General features: G+C 71.2%; 24 protein-coding genes. 10 read left to right on the top strand and 14 right to left on the bottom strand.

Annotated features, from left to right (window positions below; translation table 11 throughout):
* Nucleotides 1–53 precede the first annotated feature (53 nt).
* Nucleotides 54–848 carry a metal-dependent hydrolase gene (locus OG866_RS38090; RefSeq protein WP_329341890.1) on the top strand — a complete coding sequence of 265 codons (795 nt, stop codon included), beginning with the start codon at nt 54–56 and terminating at the stop codon, nt 846–848.
* A gap of 29 nt (nt 849–877) precedes the next feature.
* Here the strand turns inward: OG866_RS38090 and OG866_RS38095 are convergent, their stop codons facing one another.
* The 4 genes from OG866_RS38095 to OG866_RS38110 form a co-directional block, all read right to left on the bottom strand.
* Nucleotides 878–1144, bottom strand: coding sequence for a type B 50S ribosomal protein L31 (locus tag OG866_RS38095; RefSeq protein ID WP_329341892.1), 267 nt, complete (start codon nt 1142–1144; stop codon nt 878–880).
* Nucleotides 1145–1159: 15 nt separating this feature from the next.
* Entirely contained in the window at nt 1160–1630 is a 471-nt protein-coding gene (locus OG866_RS38100) for a DUF5709 domain-containing protein (protein ID WP_329341894.1), read from the bottom strand.
* 170 nt (nt 1631–1800) lie between these two features.
* A complete protein-coding gene (locus OG866_RS38105) occupies nt 1801–2490 on the bottom strand; it encodes a hypothetical protein (RefSeq protein WP_329341896.1) in 690 nt (229 codons plus the stop codon).
* Nucleotides 2480–3079: an RNA polymerase sigma factor gene (locus OG866_RS38110; RefSeq protein ID WP_329341897.1), complete on the bottom strand. Its 600-nt coding sequence runs from the start codon at nt 3077–3079 to the stop codon at nt 2480–2482. Before OG866_RS38110 ends, OG866_RS38105 begins: the two co-directional genes overlap by 11 nt.
* A 120-nt stretch (nt 3080–3199) precedes the next feature.
* On the opposite strand from OG866_RS38110, the gene OG866_RS38115 reads away from it, so the two are divergent.
* Nucleotides 3200–3721 (top strand): COG4315 family predicted lipoprotein, encoded by a 522-nt coding sequence (locus tag OG866_RS38115; RefSeq protein WP_329341899.1) that lies wholly within the window; start codon nt 3200–3202, stop codon nt 3719–3721.
* Nucleotides 3722–3822: 101 nt separating this feature from the next.
* Here the strand turns inward: OG866_RS38115 and OG866_RS38120 are convergent, their stop codons facing one another.
* Together OG866_RS38120 and OG866_RS38125 are read right to left on the bottom strand one after the other, a co-directional pair.
* Complete coding sequence (locus tag OG866_RS38120) at nt 3823–5604, bottom strand: ABC transporter ATP-binding protein (protein WP_329341901.1); 1782 nt, start codon at nt 5602–5604, stop codon at nt 3823–3825.
* On the bottom strand, nt 5601–7385 hold the full coding sequence (locus tag OG866_RS38125) for an ABC transporter ATP-binding protein (protein ID WP_329341902.1): 1785 nt from the start codon (nt 7383–7385) through the stop codon (nt 5601–5603). The genes OG866_RS38120 and OG866_RS38125 overlap by 4 nt, the downstream gene beginning before the upstream one ends.
* 171 nt (nt 7386–7556) lie before the next feature.
* On the opposite strand from OG866_RS38125, the gene OG866_RS38130 reads away from it, so the two are divergent.
* The 3 genes from OG866_RS38130 (at nt 7557) to OG866_RS38140 (ending at nt 11429) form a co-directional block, all read left to right on the top strand.
* Complete coding sequence (locus OG866_RS38130; RefSeq protein ID WP_329344489.1) at nt 7557–8237, top strand: hypothetical protein; 681 nt, start codon at nt 7557–7559, stop codon at nt 8235–8237.
* A 57-nt stretch (nt 8238–8294) separates the two neighbouring features.
* Nucleotides 8295–9884: a peptide-N4-asparagine amidase gene (locus OG866_RS38135; protein ID WP_329341904.1), complete on the top strand. Its 1590-nt coding sequence runs from the start codon at nt 8295–8297 to the stop codon at nt 9882–9884.
* Between the two features lie 171 nt (nt 9885–10055).
* Nucleotides 10056–11429, top strand: a complete 1374-nt coding sequence (locus tag OG866_RS38140) for a cation:dicarboxylate symporter family transporter (protein WP_329341905.1) — start codon at nt 10056–10058, stop codon at nt 11427–11429.
* 59 nt (nt 11430–11488) lie between these two features.
* Here the strand turns inward: OG866_RS38140 and OG866_RS38145 are convergent, their stop codons facing one another.
* The gene (locus OG866_RS38145) at nt 11489–11947 is read right to left on the bottom strand and encodes a MarR family winged helix-turn-helix transcriptional regulator (protein ID WP_329341906.1); all 459 of its coding nucleotides are present in this window, start codon (nt 11945–11947) and stop codon (nt 11489–11491) included.
* Nucleotides 11948–12041: 94 nt separating this feature from the next.
* Between OG866_RS38145 and OG866_RS38150 the strand changes: the two genes are divergently transcribed.
* Together OG866_RS38150 and mltG are read left to right on the top strand one after the other, a co-directional pair.
* The gene (locus tag OG866_RS38150) at nt 12042–13850 is read left to right on the top strand and encodes an ABC transporter ATP-binding protein (protein ID WP_329341908.1); all 1809 of its coding nucleotides are present in this window, start codon (nt 12042–12044) and stop codon (nt 13848–13850) included.
* Nucleotides 13851–13893: 43 nt separating this feature from the next.
* Nucleotides 13894–14736, top strand: a complete 843-nt coding sequence (mltG, locus tag OG866_RS38155; RefSeq protein WP_329341909.1) for an endolytic transglycosylase MltG — start codon at nt 13894–13896, stop codon at nt 14734–14736.
* Between the two features lie 12 nt (nt 14737–14748).
* Here mltG and OG866_RS38160 read toward each other — a convergent pair whose 3' ends face one another.
* The 5 genes from OG866_RS38160 to OG866_RS45305 all read right to left on the bottom strand — a co-directional run bounded on the left by OG866_RS38160 (nt 14749) and on the right by OG866_RS45305 (nt 18684).
* Nucleotides 14749–15816, bottom strand: coding sequence for an NAD(P)-binding domain-containing protein (locus tag OG866_RS38160; RefSeq protein ID WP_329341910.1), 1068 nt, complete (start codon nt 15814–15816; stop codon nt 14749–14751).
* A gap of 39 nt (nt 15817–15855) precedes the next feature.
* Nucleotides 15856–16875 (bottom strand): ABC transporter substrate-binding protein, encoded by a 1020-nt coding sequence (locus OG866_RS38165; protein ID WP_329344490.1) that lies wholly within the window; start codon nt 16873–16875, stop codon nt 15856–15858.
* Between the two features lie 32 nt (nt 16876–16907).
* Entirely contained in the window at nt 16908–17648 is a 741-nt protein-coding gene (locus tag OG866_RS38170) for an ABC transporter ATP-binding protein (RefSeq protein ID WP_329341912.1), read from the bottom strand.
* Complete coding sequence (locus OG866_RS38175) at nt 17621–18496, bottom strand: ABC transporter permease (RefSeq protein ID WP_329341913.1); 876 nt, start codon at nt 18494–18496, stop codon at nt 17621–17623. The genes OG866_RS38170 and OG866_RS38175 overlap by 28 nt, the downstream gene beginning before the upstream one ends.
* Nucleotides 18497–18600: 104 nt before the next feature.
* Nucleotides 18601–18684, bottom strand: a complete 84-nt coding sequence (locus tag OG866_RS45305; protein WP_349817350.1) for a putative leader peptide — start codon at nt 18682–18684, stop codon at nt 18601–18603.
* Between the two features lie 122 nt (nt 18685–18806).
* Here OG866_RS45305 and OG866_RS38180 point away from each other — a divergent pair, with 122 nt between their 5' ends.
* The 3 genes from OG866_RS38180 (at nt 18807) to infA (ending at nt 20447) form a co-directional block, all read left to right on the top strand.
* Nucleotides 18807–19235 (top strand): YjbQ family protein, encoded by a 429-nt coding sequence (locus OG866_RS38180; protein ID WP_329341915.1) that lies wholly within the window; start codon nt 18807–18809, stop codon nt 19233–19235.
* A gap of 199 nt (nt 19236–19434) precedes the next feature.
* The gene (locus tag OG866_RS38185; RefSeq protein ID WP_329341916.1) at nt 19435–20226 is read left to right on the top strand and encodes a GNAT family N-acetyltransferase; all 792 of its coding nucleotides are present in this window, start codon (nt 19435–19437) and stop codon (nt 20224–20226) included.
* Nucleotides 20223–20447, top strand: a complete 225-nt coding sequence (gene infA, locus OG866_RS38190) for a translation initiation factor IF-1 (protein WP_123758744.1) — start codon at nt 20223–20225, stop codon at nt 20445–20447. Before OG866_RS38185 ends, infA begins: the two co-directional genes overlap by 4 nt.
* Before the next feature lie 88 nt (nt 20448–20535).
* Here infA and OG866_RS38195 read toward each other — a convergent pair whose 3' ends face one another.
* Both OG866_RS38195 and OG866_RS38200 read right to left on the bottom strand, forming a co-directional pair.
* Nucleotides 20536–21423: a S1 family peptidase gene (locus tag OG866_RS38195; protein WP_329341917.1), complete on the bottom strand. Its 888-nt coding sequence runs from the start codon at nt 21421–21423 to the stop codon at nt 20536–20538.
* A gap of 157 nt (nt 21424–21580) precedes the next feature.
* A complete protein-coding gene (locus OG866_RS38200; protein WP_329341918.1) occupies nt 21581–22393 on the bottom strand; it encodes a DUF3152 domain-containing protein in 813 nt (270 codons plus the stop codon).
* Nucleotides 22394–22420: the final 27 nt, after the last annotated feature.

Genomic DNA, 22420 nt, shown 5'->3' on the forward strand with positions numbered 1-22420 from the left:
GGGCATCCGGTCAACTGCGCAGCGGTACACGAGGAATGGGGCGGGTAACGGCGATGATGGGGCCAGCACACTCACTGTCGGGGGCCGCGGCCTGGCTCGGGGTCGGAGCGGCGGCCGCCGCGGCGGGGCACGCGATGCCCTGGCCGGTCCTGCTGGCCGGGGCGCTGATCTGCGCGGGAGCCGCGCTCGCTCCCGATCTCGACCACAAGGCGGCCACCATCTCGCGGGCCTTCGGGCCCATCTCGCGCGGGCTGTGCGAGATCGTCGACAAGCTCTCCTACGCCGTCTACAAGGCCACCAAGAAGCAGGGCGATCCGCGTCGCTCCGGCGGGCACCGCACGCTGACCCACACCTGGCTGTGGGCCGTCCTGATCGGCGCGGGCGCCTCGGTCGCGGCGATCACCGGTGGCCGCTGGGCCGTCCTCGCGATCCTCTTCGTGCACATGGTGCTCGCCATCGAGGGCCTGCTGTGGCGGGCGACCCGCGGCTCCAGCGCCGACGTCCTGGTCTGGCTGCTGGCCGCGACCAGCGCGTGGATCATCGCCGGGGTCCTGGACAAGCCGGGCAACGGCTCGGGCTGGCTGTTCACGGACCCGGGGCAGGAGTACCTGTGGCTGGGGCTGCCGATCGTGCTCGGCGCGCTGGTCCACGACATCGGGGACGCCCTGACGGTGTCGGGCTGCCCGATCCTGTGGCCGATCCCGGTGGGCCGCAAGCGCTGGTACCCGATCGGGCCGCCCAAGGCCATGCGGTTCCGGGCCGGCAGCTGGGTCGAGCTGAAGGTGCTGATGCCGGCGTTCATGCTGCTCGGCGGGGTGGGCTGCGCGGCGGCGCTGAACTTCATCTGAGGGCGGGGCCGCGTCGGCGGCCCCGGTGCTCAGCCCTCGGTGCCCGGCTCGGCTCCGCCTCCGTAGCGCCGCCCGAAGCGGGCGACCCGGCCCTCCGTGTCCACCGTCCGGGCCTTGCCGGTGTAGAAGGGGTGGCTCTCCGAGGAGATCTCGACGTCGACCACGGGGTAGGTCTCGCCGTCGTCCCAGTCGATGGTCTGGTCGCTCGTGGCGGTCGACCGGGTCAGGAAGGCGTACCCGGCGGTCCGGTCACGGAAGACGACCGAGCGGTAGTCGGGGTGCTTGTCCTGCTGCATCTGCGCTCCTCGGGGTCAGCCGGACAGGGCGTCCTCGTCGACGATGTGCATCGCGGCCTCCTCGGCGGAGGCGGCGGCGCCGTCGATGCCCACGTCCGTGGCGATCAGGGCGCTCTCCTCGTCCTCGTGGGCACCTTCGTCGGGTGCGACGAGACGGCCGGAGCGACGGGCGCCGACCTCGTTGTCCAGGAGTTCGCCGTCGGTGCCGTCACAGTCGCCGATGCCGTCGCCGTCGGGGGCGAGGACATCCGGCGTCTCCTCGGCGAGCCGTTGCTCCAGGCTCTCGCCCTGCCGCCGCTCGGCGGCCGTCACGCCGGTGTGCTCCACCGCCCATGGTCGGTCCGGAGGGGACCAGCCCCGGTCGAGAGGGTCATCGACACCGTCGTCCTCCAGAGTGTCCTCCACGTCGAGCAGCCCGGAGTCCTCCTGGATCTCGGATCCGTCGGGCTGGTAGACGTCGTCTCCCCATCCGTCGGCGCTGTTCACGGGTACCTCCAGGTGGTGGGGACGGGCCCGGTCTCGCGGCGGCTGGTGATGCGTCGCCGCCGCGCGGTGCCGCTATCCAGCCTTCCACCCCTTTTCGGGACTGCGCAACGGCACGGGCGCACGCAACGGCGTCCGACCCCGGCGCGGCGAGGTGAGGGTCCCGTCCGCCGTCAGCTCTCCAGCCCCGCCGACGACCACACCTGCCCCCCGTCCGTCACCAGCTCCACCCGGTCCACGGAGTCGGCAGCGCCGTAGGCGATCCAGGTGGCCCGGCCGGAGGACGGCAGCCGCCAGTGGCCCGCGTCGCGGGTGGTGCCGTCCTTGAGGAGGAGCCGGCAGGTGTAGTGCGTGCCGGGGTGGCCGTCCGTGATCTGCATGACGAGAACGGGCTCGGTGCCGTAGCGGCTGGGCTCGACGGTGCCGACGGTCGCACCCGAACCGGTGACCAGCGGCGCCCCGCGATCGCTCACGGCCACCTGGGAGGCAGGCGGCGACCCGTGATCGACGAGCACGGCACCGGCAGCGCCCAGGCAGATCCCGGCCGCGGCGGCAGCGGCGACCAGCAGCGGCATCCGGTACGACCGCCGCCGCCCCGCGCGCTGCCCCGTGTGCCGCGCCGGCGCGGGCAGCTCCAGCCGGTCGAGGACCCGCGCGTCGAACCCGGCCGGAGGAGCCACGGAGGGCGCGGCGGGCAGCACGGAGTCGACGGCCGCCGAGAGGTCGTCGTACGTGGAGCGGCAGGCCGGGCAGGCGGTGAGGTGGCGCAGCAGCTCGGCCGGTTCCCCCGGGAGGGTGCCGAGCGCCAGGGCGAGCAGTTCGTCCTCGTCGGGGTGGGCGTCAGGACCGGGCTTACGTGCCATCACGGCCTCCCTCCTTCAGCGCCTCGCGCAGCCTGCGCAGGCCGGTGCGGATGCGGGTCTTGGCGGTGCCGAGCGGGATGTCCTCGTGCCGGCCCACCTCCGCCGCCGTACAGCCGCCGATCACGGCGAGGGCGACCGCGCGCGCCTGTTCCACCGGCAGGGAGCGCAGACGGGCGAGGGCACGCTCGCTCTCCAGGGCGACCAGGGCGAGCCGCTCCGTGCCGTCGGGCTCCTCCGCGTCGGCCCGCAAGGTGACGTCGATGAGGCGTTCGAGGGTCTCGGCGAGCACCGGCGTGGGCCGGCGGGCGCGGACGGCGTCGATGGCGGCGTTGCGCGTGATGGTCAGCAGCCAGGTGAGGACCGAGGCGCGTCGGGGGTCGTAGCTGCCGGCCGCCCGCCAGGCCCGTACGAACACCTCCTGGCTCACGTCCTCGGCGAGGCCCGGTTCGCGGGTCACCGACAGGGCGAGGCCGTACACGGCGTTCTGGAAGCGGCGGACGAAGGCGGTCGCGGCCTGCTCGTCGCCCAGCGCGAAGCCGGCGACGAGCGAGGCGTCGTCGACCCGGTCCGCGCGGGGGAACAGTTCCACGCTTCTGTATACGTCCGATCCGGGCGGAGGGATTGCGCGGCAATCCGTTCGCCGACGGCAGCCGTACAACCTCCGTAGGAAGGGACGGAGAGGATCATGAGCCAAAACATGAGCCGAGGCATGAGCCGAAAGACGGGCCTGAACAGGATCACCCTGACCGGGATCGCACTCGTGGCGGCACTGGGGCTGGCCGGCTGTGGCAGCGGCGGCGGCTCCGACCACGGCAGTTCCGGTACGCCCGCCGCAACGGACACGTCCACCGTGAAGGTGAGCGACTCGCCGCTCGGCGACATCCTCGTCGACGGCGGTGGCCGCACGCTCTACCTGTTCACCGCGGACGGCAACAACACCAACTCCATGAAGTGCGACACCGCGTGCCTCAAGCTGTGGCCGCCCATGGAGGGCAAGCCGAAGGCCGGCTCCGGAGCCGACGCGGGCCTCATCGGGACGACGAAGGGCAGCGAGCCGCAGGCGACGTACGCGGGGCACCCGCTCTACTACTACGCCAAGGACAAGGCGCCGGGCGACAGCAAGGGGCAGGGCATCGACGGGATCTGGTACGTGCTGAACGCGAAGGGCACGGCGGTGAAGCAGGCCGCTCCCTCGACGGACAGCGACGGCGACAGCGGCTACGGGTACTGAAAAGCGGCTACGGGTACGGAAAGCGGCTACGGATACTGAACAGGAGCCGCCGTACCCGTAGGACGACGGCTCCCGTGAGGCCCCTGAAGGTCGAGGTCCGCTCAGCCGTGCCAGGACCTCCACAGTGCCGCGTACGCCCCGTCCGCCGCGACCAGCTCGTCATGGCTGCCCAGCTCGCTGATCCGGCCGTCCTCGACGACGGCGATCACGTCCGCGTCGTGGGCGGTGTGCAGCCGGTGGGCGATGGCCACGACGGTGCGGCCGTCGAGGACGCGGGCCAGGGACCGCTCCAGATGACGGGCCGCGCGCGGGTCGAGCAGGGACGTCGCCTCGTCCAGGACCAGCGTGTGCGGGTCGGCCAGCACCAGGCGGGCCAGCGCGATCTGCTGGGCCTGCGCCGGGGTGAGCGCGACGCTGCCCGAGCCGACCTCGGTGTCGAGGCCGTCGTCGAGCACCCGCGCCCAGCCGTCCGCGTCGACCGCGCCCAGCGCCGCCCACAGCTCGGCGTCGTCGGCGCCGGTGCGGGCGAGCAGGAGGTTGTCGCGCAGTGAGCCCACGAAGACGTGATGCTCCTGGTTGACCAGGGCGACGTGCGAGCGGACGCCCTCCGCCGTCATCCGGGACAGCTCCGCGCCGCCCAGGGTGATCCGGCCGTCCCGGGGCGCGTAGATGCCCGCGAGCAGCCGGCCAAGCGTCGACTTGCCCGCACCGGACGGGCCGACCAGCGCCATCCGGGTACCGGGGGCGACCTCCAGGGACACCTTGCGGAGCACGTCCACGCCCTCCAGGTAGCCGAAGTGCACCCGGTCCGCGTGCACATGGCGACCGTCAGGGGCCACCGCGGCGTCACCGGCGTCCGGTTCGACCTCGCGGACGCCGACCAGGCGGGCCAGCGACACCTGGGCGACCTGCAACTCGTCGTACCAGCGCAGGATCAGCCCGACCGGGTCGACGAGCATCTGCGCGATCAGCGCACCGGTCGTCAGCTGGCCGACGTCGATCCAGCCGTGCAGGACGAACACGCCGCCGACCATCAGGACCGAGGCGAGGATCATCACGTGGGTGATGTTGATGAACGGGAACAGCACCGACCGCAGCCAGAGCGTGTACCGCTCCCACGCCGTCCACTCCTTGATCCGCTGCTCCGACAGCTCGACGCGACGCTCCCCGAGGCGGTGCGCCTCGACGGTGCGCCCGGCGTCGACGGTCTCGGCGAGCGCGGCGGCGACGGCGGCGTACCCGGCGGCCTCCGAACGGTAGGCGGACGGCGCCCGCCGGAAGTACCAGCGGCAGCCGATCACCAGCAGCGGCAGGGCGAGCAGTACGGCCGCGGCCAGCGGCGGCGCGGTGACGACGAGCCCGCCGAGCAGCAGCACCACCCACACCACGCCGATCGCGAGCTGCGGCACGGCCTCGCGCATGGCGTTGGCCAGCCGGTCGATGTCGGTGGTGATCCGGGACAGCAGGTCGCCGGTGCCGGCCCGTTCCAGGACGCCCGGCGGCAGACCGACCGAGCGCACGAGGAAGTCCTCGCGCAGGTCGGCCAGCATCCGCTCGCCGAGCATCGCGCCGCGCAGCCGCACCTGCCGTACGAACACGGCCTGGACGACGAGCGCGGCCACGAACAGCCCCGCGGTCAGCTCCAGATGAACCTCCCGGGCCCCTTCCGAGACCCGGTCCACGAGCCCGCCGAGCAGCCACGGCCCCACCATCGACGCCATCACCGACACCGTGTTGACGGTGACGAGGGCGAGAAAGGCACGGCGGTGCCGGCGGAACAGTTCGGCCACATAGGCGCGTACGGTGCCGGGGCCCCCGACGGGCAGGGTGTTCGCCGTCGTCGGGGCCGCCGGGTCGTACGCCGGTGGCGCCACGCCGATCATGCTGTCTCCTCGATCTCTTCCAGCTCTTCGAGCTCTTCCCGTTCGTGCTCGGTCTCGCGGGTGACGACCGCGCGGTACCGGGGTTCCTTGTGCACGAGTTCGCGGTGCACGCCCACGGCCACGACCTCGCCCTCGTGGACCAGGACGACCCGGTCCGCGCGGTCCAGCAGCAGGGGCGAGGACGTGAACACCACGGTGGTGCGGCCCGCCCGCAACTCCCTTACGCCCTCGGCGACACGGGCCTCGGTGTGCGAGTCGACGGCCGAGGTCGGCTCGTCCAGGACGAGCACCTCCGGATCGGTGAACAGCGACCGGGCCAGTGCGAGCCGCTGCCGCTGACCGCCCGACAGGGAACGCCCGCGTTCGGTGATCCGGGCGTCCAGCGGGTCCTCGACGCCGAGCGAGCCCTGCACCAGGGCGGCGAGGACGTCGTCGCACTGCGCGGCCGTCAGCGCCTCGCGGGCGTCGACGTCCCCCGACGCGGGCACGTCGAGCAGCTCGCGCAGCGTGCCGGAGAGCAGCACCGGGTCCTTGTCCTGGACGAGGACGGCGGTGCGCGCGGCGGAGAGCGGCAGCTCGTCCAGCGGCACGCCGCCCAACAGCACCGACGCGTCCTCTTCTGCCGAGGAAGGGTGGCCGCCCAGCCGGTCCGCCAGCAGCCCCGCCGCGTCCGGGTCGCCGCACACCACGGCGGTGAACCGGCCGGAGGGGGCGAGCAGACCGGTCGCCGGGTCGTACAGGTCCCCGGACGGCGACGTGCCGGCCAGCGAGCCCTCGGCGGAGGTGGCCCGCTCCAGCGACAGCACGCGCGCGGCCCGGCGGGCCGACGGGCGCGAGAAGGAGTACGCCATGGCGATCTCCTCGAAGTGCCGCAGCGGATAGCTCATGATCATGACCGAGCTGTAGACGGTGACGAGTTCGCCGACGGTGATCCGGCCCTCGCGGGCCAGGCCGACGCCGTGCCAGACGACGGCGATCAGCAGCAGGCCCGGCAGCAGCACCTGGATCGCGGAGATCAGGGACCACATCCGGGCGCTGCGCACGGCGGCGTGCCGCACCTCCTGGGAGGCGCTGCGGTAGCGGTCGAGGAAGAGCTCCTCGCCGCCGATGCCGCGCAGCACCCGCAGTCCGGCGACGGTGTCCGAGGCCAGCTCGGTGGCGCGGCCCGCCTTCTCGCGCTGGAAGTCGGCCCGCCGGGTCGCCCGGGGCAGCAGCGGCAGCACCGCGAGTGCCAGGACGGGCAGACCGACGGCGACGACCACGCCGAGCGCGGGCTGGTAGACCAGCAGGCCCACACAGACGAGCACGATGGTGAGCGCGGCGGCGGTGAACCGGGAGACGGCCTCCACGAACCAGCCGATCTTCTCCACGTCGCCGGTGGAGACGGCCACGACCTCACCGGCCGCGACCCGCCGCGTCAGCGCCGAACCCAGCGTCGCCGCCTTGCGGGCGAGCAACTGCTGGACGCGGGCGGCGGCCGTGATCCAGTTGGTGATGGCGGTGCGGTGCAGAAAGGTGTCGCCGAGCGCGATGGCGACACCGGCCAGCGCCAGCAGCCCGCCCGCGAGGGCGAGCCGTTCGCCGGAGCGGTCGACGACTGCCTGGACGGCGAGGCCCACGCAGAACGGCAGGGCGGACACGGAGACGAAGTGCAGCAGGCCCCAGGACAGGGATCTGAGCTGGCCGCCCAGTTGATTCCGGAAGAGCCACCACAGGAATCGGGGACCGGAGCGTGCGTCCGGCACACCCGGGTCGGGATAGGGAAGGTCTTGAATCTGCATGACGGATGACGTCCCAGTGGCTCGTGTCAGGGGGGTGGACGGGACCGCGGACGGCGGTAGCAAACCGTGAAAGGTTCGCGTCATTCCGTGGTCGAGGGCAACCGGTTTTCCGCGCGTCCGGGTGCGCCCCGGTGCGACCATGGCGGAGTGTCGATCGATGTACGGCGTGCGATGCTCTGTGGCGCCCTGGTACTGACCCTGGCCGCCTGTGCGGGTTCACCGGACGCCGACCCCCCGACAAAACCCCAGGCCAGGGTTACGACGGCGGCCCCGACCGGCATCCCCGACGTCGGCGACCGCCTCCAGCGCCGCATCCCCGCGGAGGCTCGCCAGGTCGTCGCGGTCTACGGCGACGGCGAGGACTCACCGGATTCCACGGTCGTGCTCTACGTGAAGCGGGGCTCCGCGTGGCACCGCGTCCGCGACTGGCCCGCGCACAACGGCAAGAAGGGCTGGACGACCGATCACCACGAGGGCGACAAGCGCAGCCCCGTGGGCGTGTTCACGCTCACCGACGCGGGCGGCGTCCTGAAGGACCCCGGTTCACGACTCCCGTACACGCGGTCCGCCGCCTTCGTGGCCCCGCGCTGGTGGGCGAAGTCGCACTGGCACGACTTCGACTACGTCATCGCCATCGACTACAACCGCGTCAAGGGCACCCCGCCAAACGACCCGACACGCCCCGAGGGCGAGCACAAGGGCGGCGGCATCTGGCTGCACATGGACCACGGTAGCGGTACGTCGGCCTGCGTCAGCCTGTCCAGGTCCGCGATGGAGTACCTCCTGCGCTCGCTCGACCCGGACCGGCACCCTGTGGTGGTGATGGGGGACAAGGCCGACCTGGCGGGCTAGTACCGGCGCCGGAGGCGTCATTGCGCGGGGTGCCCGACTCGCCGTAGAACACCGGCCATGAAGAGACGGCTCATCATGTCCATGCTCGCCGGAGCGACCCTCCTCGCGAGCACCCTCCTGGGAGCGGCGCCGGTCCAAGCCGCCGACGTGCCCGCCGAGTTCGGCAGCGACTGGCACGACCCGATCACCGCGGCGCCCCCGGTCACCAAGCCCGCCGGCAAGTCCTGCCAAGTCACCCTCGCGGAAGCCCAGTTCCGCGACTTCACCCCGTACAAGGGGAGTTACACACCGCCTGACGGCTGCGGCGACCGCTGGAGCAAGGTGGTCCTGCGGATGGACGGCAAGGTGAAGGGCCGTCAGTACGACCGGCTCGGCCATCTGAGCGTCGGCGGGGTCGAGATCTTCCGTACGTCGACTCCGGAGCCGTCGCCCGACGGGATCGAGTGGTCGGTGGAGAAGGATGTCACGCGCTACGGCGACACCTTCCGCTCCGCCCAGGACGTCGAGATGCTCATCGGCAACGTCGTCGACGACACCTACACCGGTGTCATCGACGTCAAGGTCACGCTGACGTTCTACGTCGGCAGGCCGGACCCGACGAAGACCCCCGACCGGGTCCTTCCCCTCACCGACGGCACCGTCACCACCCCGCGCAACAGCGAACGCATCGTCGCCGAGGTGTACGCCACCGGCTCCGGCGGCGGTTGTGAGGAGTACTGGTATCTGACGGTGCCCGACGAGGCGCCCTACTCCTGCAAGGCGACGGGCGGCCCCTACCGCGAGGTGCAGATCAGGGTCGACGGCCAACTCGCCGGAATCGCCGCCCCGTTCCCGCACGTGTGGACCGGCGGCTGGTCCAACCCCTTCCTCTGGTACGTGATTCCGGGACCGCGCGCCTTCGACGTCAAGCCGATCGAATACGACCTGACGCCGTTCGCCGGCCTTCTCAACGACGGCGAGCCGCACCGCGTGCAGGTGGACGTCGTCGGCGTTCCCGAAGGGCAGAGCGGCTGGAGCGCGCCCGTGAACATCGCCGTCTGGCAGGACGCGAAGAGCGCCCACGTCACCGGCGGGCTCACCACGCACACCGTCGGAGACCTCACCAACTCCTCGGTGTACACGCCGGGTTCGGAGCACCGACTGGACACCGAGGGCGCCCATCGGCTCACCGTCGCCGGATACGTCGACACCTCGCACGGCCGCGTGACCACCACCGTCCGCCGGTCGCTGGCGACCACCTCCACGCACCGCTGGACCGAGGGCGAGAACCTCGACGGACTCGACGCGACCTGGACGGACACCGAGTCGGTCACGGTCGACGGGCGCGGCCCCGCGCACACGACGCGCACGCAGCGGACGTACACCATGGACGGCACCACGACCACGACGATCGGCGCGGACGACCGGCTGCGGACCGTGCTGACGCTCGGGGACCGGGCCTCGGTCCTCACCGACGGACGTCTGCGGCACCGCCTCGACGACACCTACACCGGCGACGCCACCTGGACCCTCAACGTCCCGCGCGACCAGCGGCACGCGGTCGGCACGACGAGCGAGCGCTACCGGCTGTACGGGCCCGGCGGCTGCTACGACCGTTCCCTGACCGCCGTTCAGGGGGTGCTCACCGAGGACCGCGCGGGCTGCTGAGGGGAGTTGTGTGCGATGCGTCACTCACGGCGTGATTTACGCGGCTGAAACGCGGCGGTCTTGTGGGAGATCAACGGCGCGGTCACAGTGATCGACACGGAAGCCGCTTTCCGTATCGCAGAAGTTTCCCCCAGTGGCTTCTGCGTGCCAACGTCCCCAAAAGGAGTGCCCGTGCCGCCGTCCGTCCCGTCCCTGCCGCGACGCGTCGCACGCATACTGCGTAGCTCTCTCTTCGCACAGGTCCTCTGTGCGCTGATCCTTGGCATCGTTGTCGGAAAGCTCTGGCCCGACTTCGCCGCCGACCTCCAGCCGCTCGGTGACGGCTTCACCCGGCTCATCAAGACGATCATCTCCCCGCTCGTGTTCTGCGTGGTCGTCGTCGGGATCGCCAAGGCCGGTGACCTCAAGGCGTTCGGCCGGATCGGGCTCAAGGCCCTGATCTGGTTCGAGGTGGCGAGCACGCTCGCGCTGGTCATCGGCCTGCTCGCCGCCAACGTCGTCCAGCCGGGCTCCGGCATGCACGTCGACCCGTCGACGCTGGACGCCTCGGCGGTCGACGCGAAGACGGGCGGTGGCTCGCTGCCCTCGACGACCGAGTTCATCGTCAACGCGATCCCGACCAGTTTCATCGGCGCGTTCGCCGAGAACGAGCTCCTCCAGGTGCTCATCCTGGCCTGCCTGGTGGGCGCCGCGCTGCTCCACCTCGGCCACACCAAGGTGCCCAAGGTGCTGCCCGCCGTCGAGCAGGCCCAGGAGATCATCTTCGCGGTCGTCGGCTTCATCATGCGGCTCGCCCCGATCGCGGTGTTCGGCGCGATGGCCGTCCTCATCGGCCAGTACGGGCTCGGGGTCATCGAGACCTACGCCAAGCTGATCATCCTGTGCTACGTGGCCGCCGCGCTCTTCATCGCGCTCCTCGCCGTCGCCCTGCGCCTGGTCACCGGGCTCAGCCTCTGGAAGTTCCTGCGCTACATCCGCGCCGAGATGCTGCTCGCGCTCGGCACCGCGTCCACCGAGTCCGTCATGCCGCGTGTGATGCAGAAGCTGCGCAAGGCGGGCGCCCGCGACGACGCCGTGGGCCTGGTACTGCCGACCGGCTACTCCTTCAACCTCGACGGTGCTTCGCTCTACCTCTCCATCGGCACACTCTTCATCGCCCAGGCGGTCGGCGTCGACCTCAGCCTCGGCCAGCAGATCACCGTGGTCCTGGTGCTGATGCTCACCAGCAAGGGCATGGCCGGCATCCCCGGCTCGGCCTTCCTCGCCCTGTCCGCGACCGCGTCCTCGCTGGGCGCGATCCCGGCCGGTGCGGTGGCGCTGCTGCTCGGCGTGGACCGGATCATGGACTCGATGCGCGTCGTGACGAACCTGCTCGGCAACTGCGTCGCCGTCTTCGCGGTGTCCCGGTGGGAGGGGGCGCTGGATCTGGAGAAGGCGAAGAAGGTGCTGGACGGCGAGGTCGAGAAGGTCGACGACGCCGAGGGGATCGAGGGGGCAGACGTTCCCGCCCAGCAGACCAAGGAGACAGTGACCGAGGCCAGTTGACCTCAGTCCCAACTGTCGAAAGGGCCGCGGCGATCAGCCGCGGCCCTTTTCTCATGCCCTCAACAGCGCTTCCCCGCCTCGGGAACGTCCCCGTCGACCAGCGTGTCCAGCAATCCGCCGAGCGTCCGCCGCTGCTCCTTTGTCAGCGGCGCCAGGATCTCCGCCGCCGCCGACCGCCGTGCCCCCCGCAGCTCGCGCAGCGCCTTGCGTCCGTCGTCCGTGAGCTCGATCCGGATGGCCCGCCGGTTCGTCGGATCCGGCACCCGTCGCACCTTTCCGCTCGCCTCCAGCCCGTCGACCAGCGTCGTCACCGCGCGCGGGACGACCTCAAGGTGCTCGGCCAGATCGGCCATGCGCGGCGGCGAGCCGTAGTGCGCGAGAGTGCGCAGCAGCCGCGACTGGGCGGGCGTGACGCCCAGTCCGCTCTGTCCTATGTGCCGCTTCTGGATGCGGTGCACACGCCGCGTGAACCGGAGCAGCTGCTCGGCGAGCAGACTGTCGGGATCGGGGGTGGTCATGCGGGAACAATATCAGGACTATGTGCATTGTGAGTATAGGTAACAATGAGCTACGCTCCGTCAGTCAGTCTTCCCGTGCCTCCCTAGGAGCCCATTGCACCCCGACAACGCACCCAAATGGACGCCGCCCGCTGACTCCGACACCCCGGAGCAGCCCCGGCAGGTCCGCCGCATCCTGAAGCTCTTCCGCCCCTACCGCAGCCGTCTCGCCGTCGTCGGCCTGCTCGTCGGCGCCGCCTCGCTGGTCTCCGTCGCCACCCCCTTCATGCTGAAGGAGACGCTGGACGTCGCGATCCCCGAGGGCCGGACCGGCCTGCTCAGCCTCCTCGCCCTCGGCATGGTCCTCAGCGCCGTGCTGACCAGCGTCTTCGGCGTCCTCCAGACCCTGATCTCCACGACGGTCGGCCAGCGCGTCATGCACGACCTGCGCACCGCCGTCTACGACCGCCTCCAGCGCATGTCGCTGGCGTTCTTCACCCGCACGCGCACCGGCGAGGTCCAGTCCCGCATCGCCAACGACATCGGCGGCATGCAGGCCACCGTCACCTCCACCGCGACCTCCCTGGTCTCCAACGCCACCAGCGTCGTCGCCACGATCGTCGCGATGGTCGCCCTCGACTGGCGCCTCACCGTCGTCTCGCTGCTCCTGCTCCCCGTCTTCGTGTGGATCAGCCGCCGGGTCGGCAATGAACGCAAGAAGATCACCACCCAGCGCCAGAAGCAGATGGCCGCGATGGCCGCCACGGTCACCGAGTCGCTCTCCGTCAGCGGCATCCTCCTGGGTCGCACGATGGGCCGCTCCGACTCGCTCACGCAGTCCTTCGCGGAGGAGTCCGAGCGCCTGGTCGATCTTGAGGTGCGGTCGAACATGGCCGGGCGCTGGCGCATGGCCGTCATCACGATCGTCATGGCGGCCATGCCCGCCGTCATCTACTGGACCGCCGGCCTCGCCCTCCAGATGGGCGGCCCGGACGTCTCGATCGGCACGATCGTCGCCTTCGTCTCGCTCCAGCAGGGCCTGTTCCGCCCGGCGGTCAGCCTGCTCGGCACGGGTGTCCAGATACAGGCCTCGCTCGCCCTGTTCCAGCGCATCTTCGAGTACCTCGACCTGCCGATAGACATCACCGAGCGGGAGAACCCCGTCCACCTGGACACCGTCAAGGGCGAGGTCCGGTTCGAGAACGTCGAGTTCCGGTACGACGGGAAGGGCGCCGCCACGCTCGACGGCGTCGACATCACCGTCCCGGCGGGCAGCAGCCTCGCGGTCGTCGGCCCGACCGGCGCCGGCAAGTCCACGCTGGGCCACCTGGTGCCGCGCCTGTACGACGTGACCGGCGGCCGGGTCACCCTCGACGGCGTCGACGTCCGCGACCTCGACTTCGACACGCTCGCCCGCGCGGTCGGGGTCGTCTCCCAGGAGACGTACCTCTTCCACGCCTCGGTCGCCGACAACCTGCGCTTCGCCAAGCCCGACGCCACCGACGACGAGCTGCACGCGGCGGCGAAGGCGGCCCAGATCCACGACCACATCGCGCACCTGCCCGACGGCTACGACACCGTCGTCGGCGAGCGCGGTCACCGTTTCTCGGGCGGCGAGAAGCAGCGGCTGGCCATCGCCCGGACGATCCTGCGCGATCCGCCCGTCCTGATCCTCGACGAGGCGACCAGCGCGCTGGACAACCGCACCGAGCGGGCCGTCCAGGAAGCCATCGACGCGCTGTCCGCCAACCGCACCACGCTCACCATCGCGCACCGCCTGTCCACCGTCCGGGGCGCCGACCAGATCGTGGTCCTGGACTCCGGCCGCACCGCGGAACGCGGCACGCACGAGGAACTGCTGGAACTGGACGGACGGTACGCCGCCCTCCTACGCCGGGATGCTCAACTGGAACCGACAAGCTGAAGATATGCCGGGTTTGTGGCGATATGACCGCTACCGTGCCCGCATGTACCAGAACACTCCGCCACGGAGCACGATTCGACTGACGCGCCGGGGCCGACTCGCCCTCATCGCGACCGGGGCCGTCGTGGCCGGCACCGCCGTGGCGGTGCCGCTGCTGAGCCTCCAGAGCGACGAGGACGCCAAGCCCACCTCGCTGGTGATCCCGGAGGGCTGGCGCTCCAGCCAGGTGTACGACGCCGTCGACAAGGTCCTCGCCCGCCCGGCCGGCACCACCAGAAAGGCCCTCGCCAAGGCCAGTCTGAAACTTCCGACCGACGCCGAGGGCAACCCGGAGGGCTGGCTCTTCCCGGCGACGTATCCGCTGGACGAGAAGTCCACGCCGGAGTCGCTGCTGTCGTTCATGGTCGACACCGCGAACAAGAAGTTCAACGGCGCGCCCATCGCCGCCGGCGCCCAGCGCAACGCGATGAACGTGTACCAGGCGGTGACCATCGCGAGCATCGTCCAGGCCGAGGCCGCCACCAAGGCCGACATGGGGAAGGTGGCCCGGGTCGTCTTCAACCGGCTGGAGCGCGGGATGCCGCTCCAGATGGACTCCACCATCAACTACGCGCTGAACCGCGCCACGCTGAAGACGTCCGACGCCGACACCCGGATCGACAGCCCCTACAACTCGTACCAGCGCATGGGTCTGCCCCCGACCCCGATCGACAACCCGGGCGAGGACGCGATGCGTGCCGCGATCACGCCGGCTCCGGGCGACTGGCTGTACTTCGTGACGGTCAAGCCGGGGGACACCCGCTTCACGGCCAACTACGCGGAACACCTGCGCAACGTGGCCGAGTTCAATGCGAACCAGAAGAAGAGCGCGCAGCCCGAGAAGTGATGTCCCGGGGTGTCAGGCGGCGACCGGCTCCCCGGTCAGCAGCCGCCTGATGTCCCGCACGGCCGCCCGCCCCGCCCGGTTGGCGCCGATGGTGCTGGCCGAGGGGCCGTAGCCGACCAGGTGGACCCGAGGGTCGGCGACCGCGCGCGTCCCCTCGACCCGGATGCCGCCGCCGGGCTCACGCAGCTTCAGCGGCGCCAGATGGTCGATGGAGGCCCGGAACCCGGTCGCCCACAGGATGACGTCGGCGTCGACGTGCCGCCCGTCGTCCCAGGCCACCCCCTCCGGGGTGATCCGGTCGAACATCGGCTGCCGGTCCAGGACGCCGTCCGCGAGGGCTTGCCGGATCGCGTCGTTCAGCGGCAGTCCGGTCACCGACACCACGCTCTTCGGCGGCAGCCCCTGGCGCACCCGCTCCTCGACCATCGCCACGGCCTCCCGGCCGACGTCCTCGGTGAAGGGGCCCTCGCGGAACACGGGCGGCCGACGGGTCACCCAGGTGGTGCCGGCCGCGTACGGGGCGATCTCCATGAGGTGCTGGGTGCCGGAGGCGCCCCCGCCCACCACCACGACCCGCAGCCCCGCGAACTCCTCGGGCCCCGGGTACTGCGCGGTGTGCAACTGCCGTCCCCGGAAGGTCTCCTGGCCGGGATAGCGCGGCCAGAAGGGCCGGTCCCAGGTGCCGGTCGCGTTGATCAGCGCCCGCGTCGCCCAGGTCCCGGCCGAGGTCTCGACGAGCAGCCGCCCGCCCTCGCCCTCCCGGACCGCGTGCACATCGACAGGGCGGCGCACCCGCAGGTCGAAGGTGCGCTCGTAGCTGTCGAAGTACTCGGCGATCACCTCGGAGGACGGCCGCGCGGGGTCGGCGCCGGTGAGCTCCATCCCCGGCAGCGCGTGCATTCCGTGCACCTTGCCGTACGTCAGTGAGGGCCACCGGAACTGCCAGGCGCCGCCCGGGCCGGGGGAGTGGTCCAGCACGACGAAGTCGCGACCGGGCTCGAAACCGGTTCGGCGCAGGTGATAGGCGCTGGAGAGACCTGCCTGACCAGCGCCTATGACGACGACCTCAGTGTTGTTCACCTTTCTACCAACGGCCCTGGGGGCGTAGATCTTCCCTGGCTATCCCTCGCCGCGCGCCGCCGTGGTGGACGGCGGCAGATCGCCGTTGAAACGCGGGTCCACGAAGTCACCGAAGTCGACCTTGTTCGGGATCAGCTTCAGCTCGGTGAAGGTGTCCGCGATCTCCTGCTCCGAGGCGACCAGCGGCTTGTCGACCGCGACCGAGATGCGGGTGGCGTTCGTCCGCCGCACCGAGGCCAGGGCGACCTCGTAGGGCAGCCCGGTGTCCTTCGCCCAGACCTCGGCCCACTCCTCCTGATGGTCGTACACCCAGGCCGTGGCCCGTCGCAGCCGCTCCAGATAGTCCTTGACGGCGGCGGCCTTCTCCTTGTCCTGGAGCGCGGAGGGCGCCGCCACCTGGAAGGTCAGACCGTTGGTGATCCCGTCGCCGGTGGTCAGGATCCGCCCCTGCTTCGCCTGGAGCACCTGCGAGGTGTACGGGTCCCAGACCGCCCACGCGTCGACCTTGCCGGAGGTGAACGCGGCGAGCGCGTCGGCGGGCTGGAGATACTTCACGTGCACATCGCCGAGGCTCAGCCCGGCCTTCCTCAGCGAGGCGACCAGCTGGTAGTTGGCGGACGAACCCTGCGCCACGGCGATGGACCTGCCCTTCAGCTGCGCGGGCTTGGTCAGCTTCGAGTCGTTCGGTACGAGGATGGCGTCGCCCTTGGACGTGCCGTGGAAGGCGGACACCACCGTGATCTTCGAGCCGGCGCCCGCCGCGAACACCGGTGGGGTGTTGCCGACCCCGCCGATGTCGACGGCCTTGGCGTTGACGGCCTCCAACAGCGGTGGGCCCGAGGTGAAGGTGGACCACTTGATCTTGTAATCGAGGTTCTTGAGCTCTCCGGCGGCCCGCAGGATCGCCTCCGAACCGCCCTTCTGGTCACCGACGTCGAGGGTGAGCGAGCCCTGGCCGTCGGTGTCGGAGCCGGTGCCTGCGGTCGCGCTGCCGCCGCACGCGGTGAGCAGGAGGGCGAGGGGAAGGAGCAGGGCGGCGGGGGCGAGGCGTCGTCGCATGACGGTTCCGTTCATGAGGTGGGGACGGTGGTTCAGGCGGCTTCGGCGGCGGTGTCGACGCCGAGCCGTTCCAGCAGGCCGGCGCGGAGCTCGGCGAAGCGCGGGTCGGTGATGTCGCGGGGACGGGCGAGGTCGATGTGCTGCTCGTGGGCGATGACCCCGCCGTCCATCACCAGGACGCGGTCGGCGAGCAGGACCGCCTCCTCGACGTCGTGCGTCACGAGCAGGACCGCGCAGCCGCGCCGCTGCCACAACTCGCCGACCAGACGCTGGGCCTTGATCCGGGTGAGGGCGTCGAGGGCGCCGAACGGCTCGTCCAGCAGCAGGAGATCGGGCTCGCGCACCAACGCCCGTGCCAGGGAGGCGCGTTGGGCCTCACCGCCGGAGAGGGTCTTGGGCCAGGCGTCCGCCCGATGGCCGAGGCCCACCTCCTCCAGTGCCTGGTCGGCGACACCGCGTCCGGGCTTGCCGGGCAGGCCCAGGACGACGTTGCGCCACACCTTCTTCCACGGCATCAGCCGGGGCGCCTGGAACGCGACCGCCTTGCGGCGCGGCACCAGGACGGTGCCCTCGATGTCCCGGTCGAGACCGGCGAGGATGCGCAGCAGGGTGGACTTGCCGCAGCCGCTGAGGCCGAGCAGGGCCACGAACTCGCCCTGCCGGACGTCGAGTTGGAGGTCGTCGATGACGGCACGGCCGTCGAAGGAGCGGGTCAGCCCCTCGACGCGTACCGCCGACTGCGCGGTCACCGGCCGGTGAATGTCGGTCGCCATTGCAGCAGCAGCCTTTCGAGGGAGCGGACGACGAAGTCGGCCAGCAGGCCGAGGAAGGCGTAGACGATCAGGCAGACCACGATCACGTCGGTCCGCAGGAAGTCCCGTGCCTGCACCATGAGGAACCCGATCCCGGAGTCCGCGTTGACCTGCTCGGCGAAGACCAGCGCCAGCCAGGCGATGCCGAGGGAGTAGCGCAGGCCGGTCAGCGCGCCGGGGAGTGCGCCCGGCAGCACGACATGACGCACAAGGCCCCACCGGGACAGCCCCAACGAATCACCGGCCTCGATGAGTTGGGAGTCCACGCCACGGATGCCGGCGTAGACGTTGAGGTAGAGCGGGAAGGTCACGCCGAGCGTGATGATGGCGACCTTCGGTGCCTCGCCGATACCGAACCAGATGATGAACAGCGGGATCAGACCGACGAACGGCACGGTCCGCAGCATCTGGACGGGGGCGTCCACCAGATCCTCGCCGATCCTGAACAGGCCCGAGACCAGGGCGAGTCCGGTGCCGACGAGGGTGCCGAACAGCAGCCCCGCCGCGACGCGCTGGAGCGAGGTGCCCATGGCGGAGGCCAGCGAACCGTCGGCGATCAGATCGCTGCCGACCTCGGCGATACGGCCCGGCGAGGCCAGCACGTCGGAGGTCAACACGCCGGTGGCGCTGAGGACTTGCCACAGCAGGAGCAGCACCACCGGTCCGGTCGTGCGGCGCAGCCAGCGCGGGACACGGGTGCGGCGGGAGGAGGTGGGGACGAGGGGTTCGAGATCGAGCGGGGCCTTCTTGCCGGTTATACCGGAAATATCCGGCTCGGAAGCGCTGGGTGGGGCATGGCTGATGCTCATGGGTGCTCCACGGAGGGGGAGAGCGGGATGCGCCGGAACGCCGCCGCGTCAGGAACGCGTACGGGCAGGGGGCGGCGCGGGTGGGAGAAGAGGGGAGAAGGGCGTCAGCAGCCGCGGCGACACGCGGCGGAGGCCACCCGCAGCAGGTCGATGTGACCGCGCGTGGTGAGCAGGGCTGAACGCAACATGCGGCCGAACGTAGCCAGATGGCGTGGCCATGGTCAATGGCGTCTCGCGGAATGGACCCGCCGTATCGAAGGGCGGGCGGCAGCTCACCCGCGCGGCCCGTCGCATGGGCGAGGATGGACGCATGTCAGCTGCGTTCACCACCCGAGTTCTGAACATCTCCTCCGGATCGGCCGAGCGCGTCGTCGACCTCACCGGCGACTGCGAGGGCTTCCTGCGCGAGGCCGCCGACGGCCGCGACGGCCTCCTCAACATCTTCGTCCCGCACGCCACCGCGGGCATCGCGATCATCGAGACCGGCGCCGGCAGCGACGACGACCTCCTCGCCGCCCTGCACACGCTCCTGCCCGCCGACGACCGCTGGCAGCACCGCCACGGCAGCCCCGGCCACGGCCGCGACCACGTCCTCCCGGCCTTCGTACCGCCGCACGCGACGCTGCCGGTGATCGACGGACGGCTGGAACTGGGGACCTGGCAGTCGGTGTGCCTGGTCGACACGAACAAGGACAACCCGCAGCGCAAGGTGCGCCTCACCTTCCTCGCGGGAGCGTGACGCGCGTTCACGAAAAAGGCTTTGAGCACGGCGGCGGCACGCTGCTACGTTCACGGTGGACCGTGCAGACGTCATCTGGAGGTGAGCCCCGTGAACACAGTTACCCGTGGGTGCTCCCTCAACCCGTCACGGTCCGGCGGCTGACGTTCGGTGTCGCCAGGAGCGCCTGAGATCGAGGCACTCCTGGAGGGAGACTCCGATGAACACACAACCTTCCGTCCCTGGCCTGCATCAGAACGCGGTGACGGTCACCCGCGTCGCGTACGGCCAGTGGCACGCACTGGACGACGACCTGGTGGTCGGCCGCGGCCACGCCCGACACCGGCCCGACGGACGCCTGTTCGTCAGCATCGACGCCTGGCACGACGCCGCCTTCGACCGGCTCGCCGAGGTGCTCCTGGCGGACCTGCCCGCGCCGCTGCACACGGTCGTGGACGAAGCCGACGTCGAGCTGACGGCAGCCTGGCAGCGGGCCGGGTTCACCGTCCGGCGCCGCGAGTGGGAGTACGCCGTACCGACCGACCCACGGGTCACCGGGCTGGACGCCGTCCTGCCGCCGCCCGGTGTGACGATCGTGCCCGCCGGCCAGGCGGACGAGGGTCTGCTGCGGGCGGTGGACCGGGCGATCCGTGCCGAGGTCGAGGCGAGCGTCGGCTGGCAGTCGATGCCGGCGGAGGTGATCCCGTTCCCCGAAGGGGACACCGTCGTCGACCCTTCGAAGTACGCGGTGGCCGCGACGCCGGAGCGCTATCTGGGGCTGATCCGGGTCGTGGTGCCGATCCGGCCGCGCATCGGACTGCTCGCGGTCCGGGCCGGTGAGCGGCGCCGCGGCATCGCACGGGCGCTGCTGGCCCACGCGCTGGAGACACAGCACCTGGCCGGGCACACCACGGCCTTCACCGAGGTCCAGGAGTCCAACCGGGCGGCCTCGGCACTCTTCGAGGGCGTCGGCGCCCGGCGGCTGAGCAGCAACCTGGAGCTGGTGCGATGACGAAGCACAAGAACGTCATCGAGGTCGAGGGCCGGGTCGTGGAGTGTCTGCGCAGCGCCATGTTCACCGTGGAACTGGAGAACGGCCACCAGGTGCTCGCGCACATCAGCGGGAAGATCCGCAAGAACTACATCAAGATCATGCTGGAGGACCGGGTGCTGGTGGAACTCCCGCCGTACGACCTGACCCGCGGCCGGATCGTGTTCCGCTACCGGAACTAGCGGCACCCGGCACAGGCCGCGTCGGCTGATCCCGGGCCCCGGTCACGGCAGGTCCGTGGCCGGGGCACCCGGAGTGGCGGGTCCTGGCTCAGTAGACGGACAACCCGTAGGCGTTCAGGGCTTCCTGGATCGGCTGGTAGTAGGTGGTCCCGCCCGAGGTGCAATTGCCGGAGCCGCCGGAGAGGATGCCGATGACCTTGTCGCCGGCGTAGAGCGGGCCGCCGCTGTCTCCGGGCTCGGCGCAGATGTTGGTCTGGATCAGACCGTAGACGATCTCACCGCTCCCGTAGTTGACGGTCGCGTTGAGGCCCGTGACCCGGCCGCAGCGGACGCCGGTGGTCGCTCCCCGGCGGCAGACGCTCTGGCCGACGTACGCGGTCGCGGTGCCGGTGATGTCGACGGTACCGATGGTGCCGGGGTGCGGCACGCCCGTGTTGGAGTAGCGGACGGCACCGAAGTCGTCGCCGGGGAAGCTGGTGACGACGGTCGGGCCGACCGGCGTGGTCAGCGCGGAGCTGGTGTACCAGGTGGACGCGCCGTCGGTGCAGTGGCCGGCGGTGATGAAGTAGTACGTGGTGCCGCTCTGGACGTTGACGCCCGCCGAGCAGCGCCACGCGGAGGTGTAGATGCCGTCACCGCCGGACAGGAGCGTGCGCAGTCGGCCGTCGAGCCGTTCGAGGGTGGCGGCGCCGGTGAACCGGCCGGTGGCGGAGCGCAGTCTGGCCAGGTCCGCGTCCGAGACCGTGGAGTCGGCGAGTACCCGCAGCTTCCCGGTGCGCCCGTCCACGGACCAGGACGTCCCGGCGATGTCCAGGGACGCGACGGCCGAGGTCGCGCCGGTCACCGAAGTGGCGGACGGTACGGCGACCGCTGTGGTGGCGGTGCCGGACGCTCCCAGGGCAGCCAGGACCAGCAGGCCCAGCGCCGAGGCGGACAGGCGTGAGCGTCTGAGGGTGGTACGGCGAGCTCTGAACACCGAAGTCTCCCCGGGGACGATGGGGCAGGGTGGGAACAGGTGGGCCGAGGCCCCAGTCTGCCGGGGCTCGCCGGACGGGGGTAGGCCGGCTTCGGCCGAAGGTGAGGTCACGTGCGCCGTCGACCGGTCGACAGCGCCGGACCACAGCACCGCCGCGTCAGGGGACGGCGGGGCCGGTGATGAGCCGGCCCTCGGTGTCGTACGGCCAGACGTTGGGGACACAGCCGTGCATGCCCTTGATCTGCTGCATCATCGCCGGGGCCGGTTCGCCCTTGCCCGGGCAGGTGACATGGCCGTGGTGGAGGAAGTGGCCCACCTCGTGGTTGATGATCAGCGCGCGGTAGGCGGTGACGTCCTTGGCGTAGACGGGGGTTGCCAGGACCCAGCGGTCCAGGTTGACCATGACGACGTCGTTCGCGGAGCAGTTGTAGCGAGCGCCGGTGTCCAGGCCGCTTCGCCCACAGACCGCGTCGACGGTCGCGGGGGTGGCGAGGCGGACGACGAAGTCGGTGGGGCCGTCGGCGACCCGCTGGAACGCCGAGTGCCCGTCGGCCGTCCAGCCGCGGGGGTCGCCGAGGATGCGGTCCACCTCCCGGGCGGTCTCCTCGGCGGACAGGTCGATGTTCTTCTCGACCTCGACCCGGTAGCGAAACGCCGTACCCCTGCCCGACTTCGCGCTCCCGCCGGGTGCGGTGACATAGGTTCCGGGGCCCTGCCGGGGGAGGGTGGCGGACTTCGTGGGGCTCGGGGACGGCGTTCGGGGTGCGGGCGTCTCGCTGGGAGTCCTGGTCGGCGTGGGTGACGGACGTGAGGTCGGTTCCGCCACGGCGCCTTGGGCCGGCTTCCCCTTCTCGTCCGACGGCGGCCAGGCCACCACCGTGCAGCCGACGGCCCCGAGGATGGTCAACGCGGCGAGGCCGACGGTGAGTTTGCCCCTGTCGCGCCGGGGTTCTCGCTTGTGCTTGGTCACGGTCACACACGTTGTGATCGCCATGTG

It is taken from the genome of Streptomyces sp. NBC_00663, assembly GCF_036226885.1.
In the GTDB taxonomy this organism is placed as follows: Bacteria; Actinomycetota; Actinomycetes; order Streptomycetales; family Streptomycetaceae; genus Streptomyces.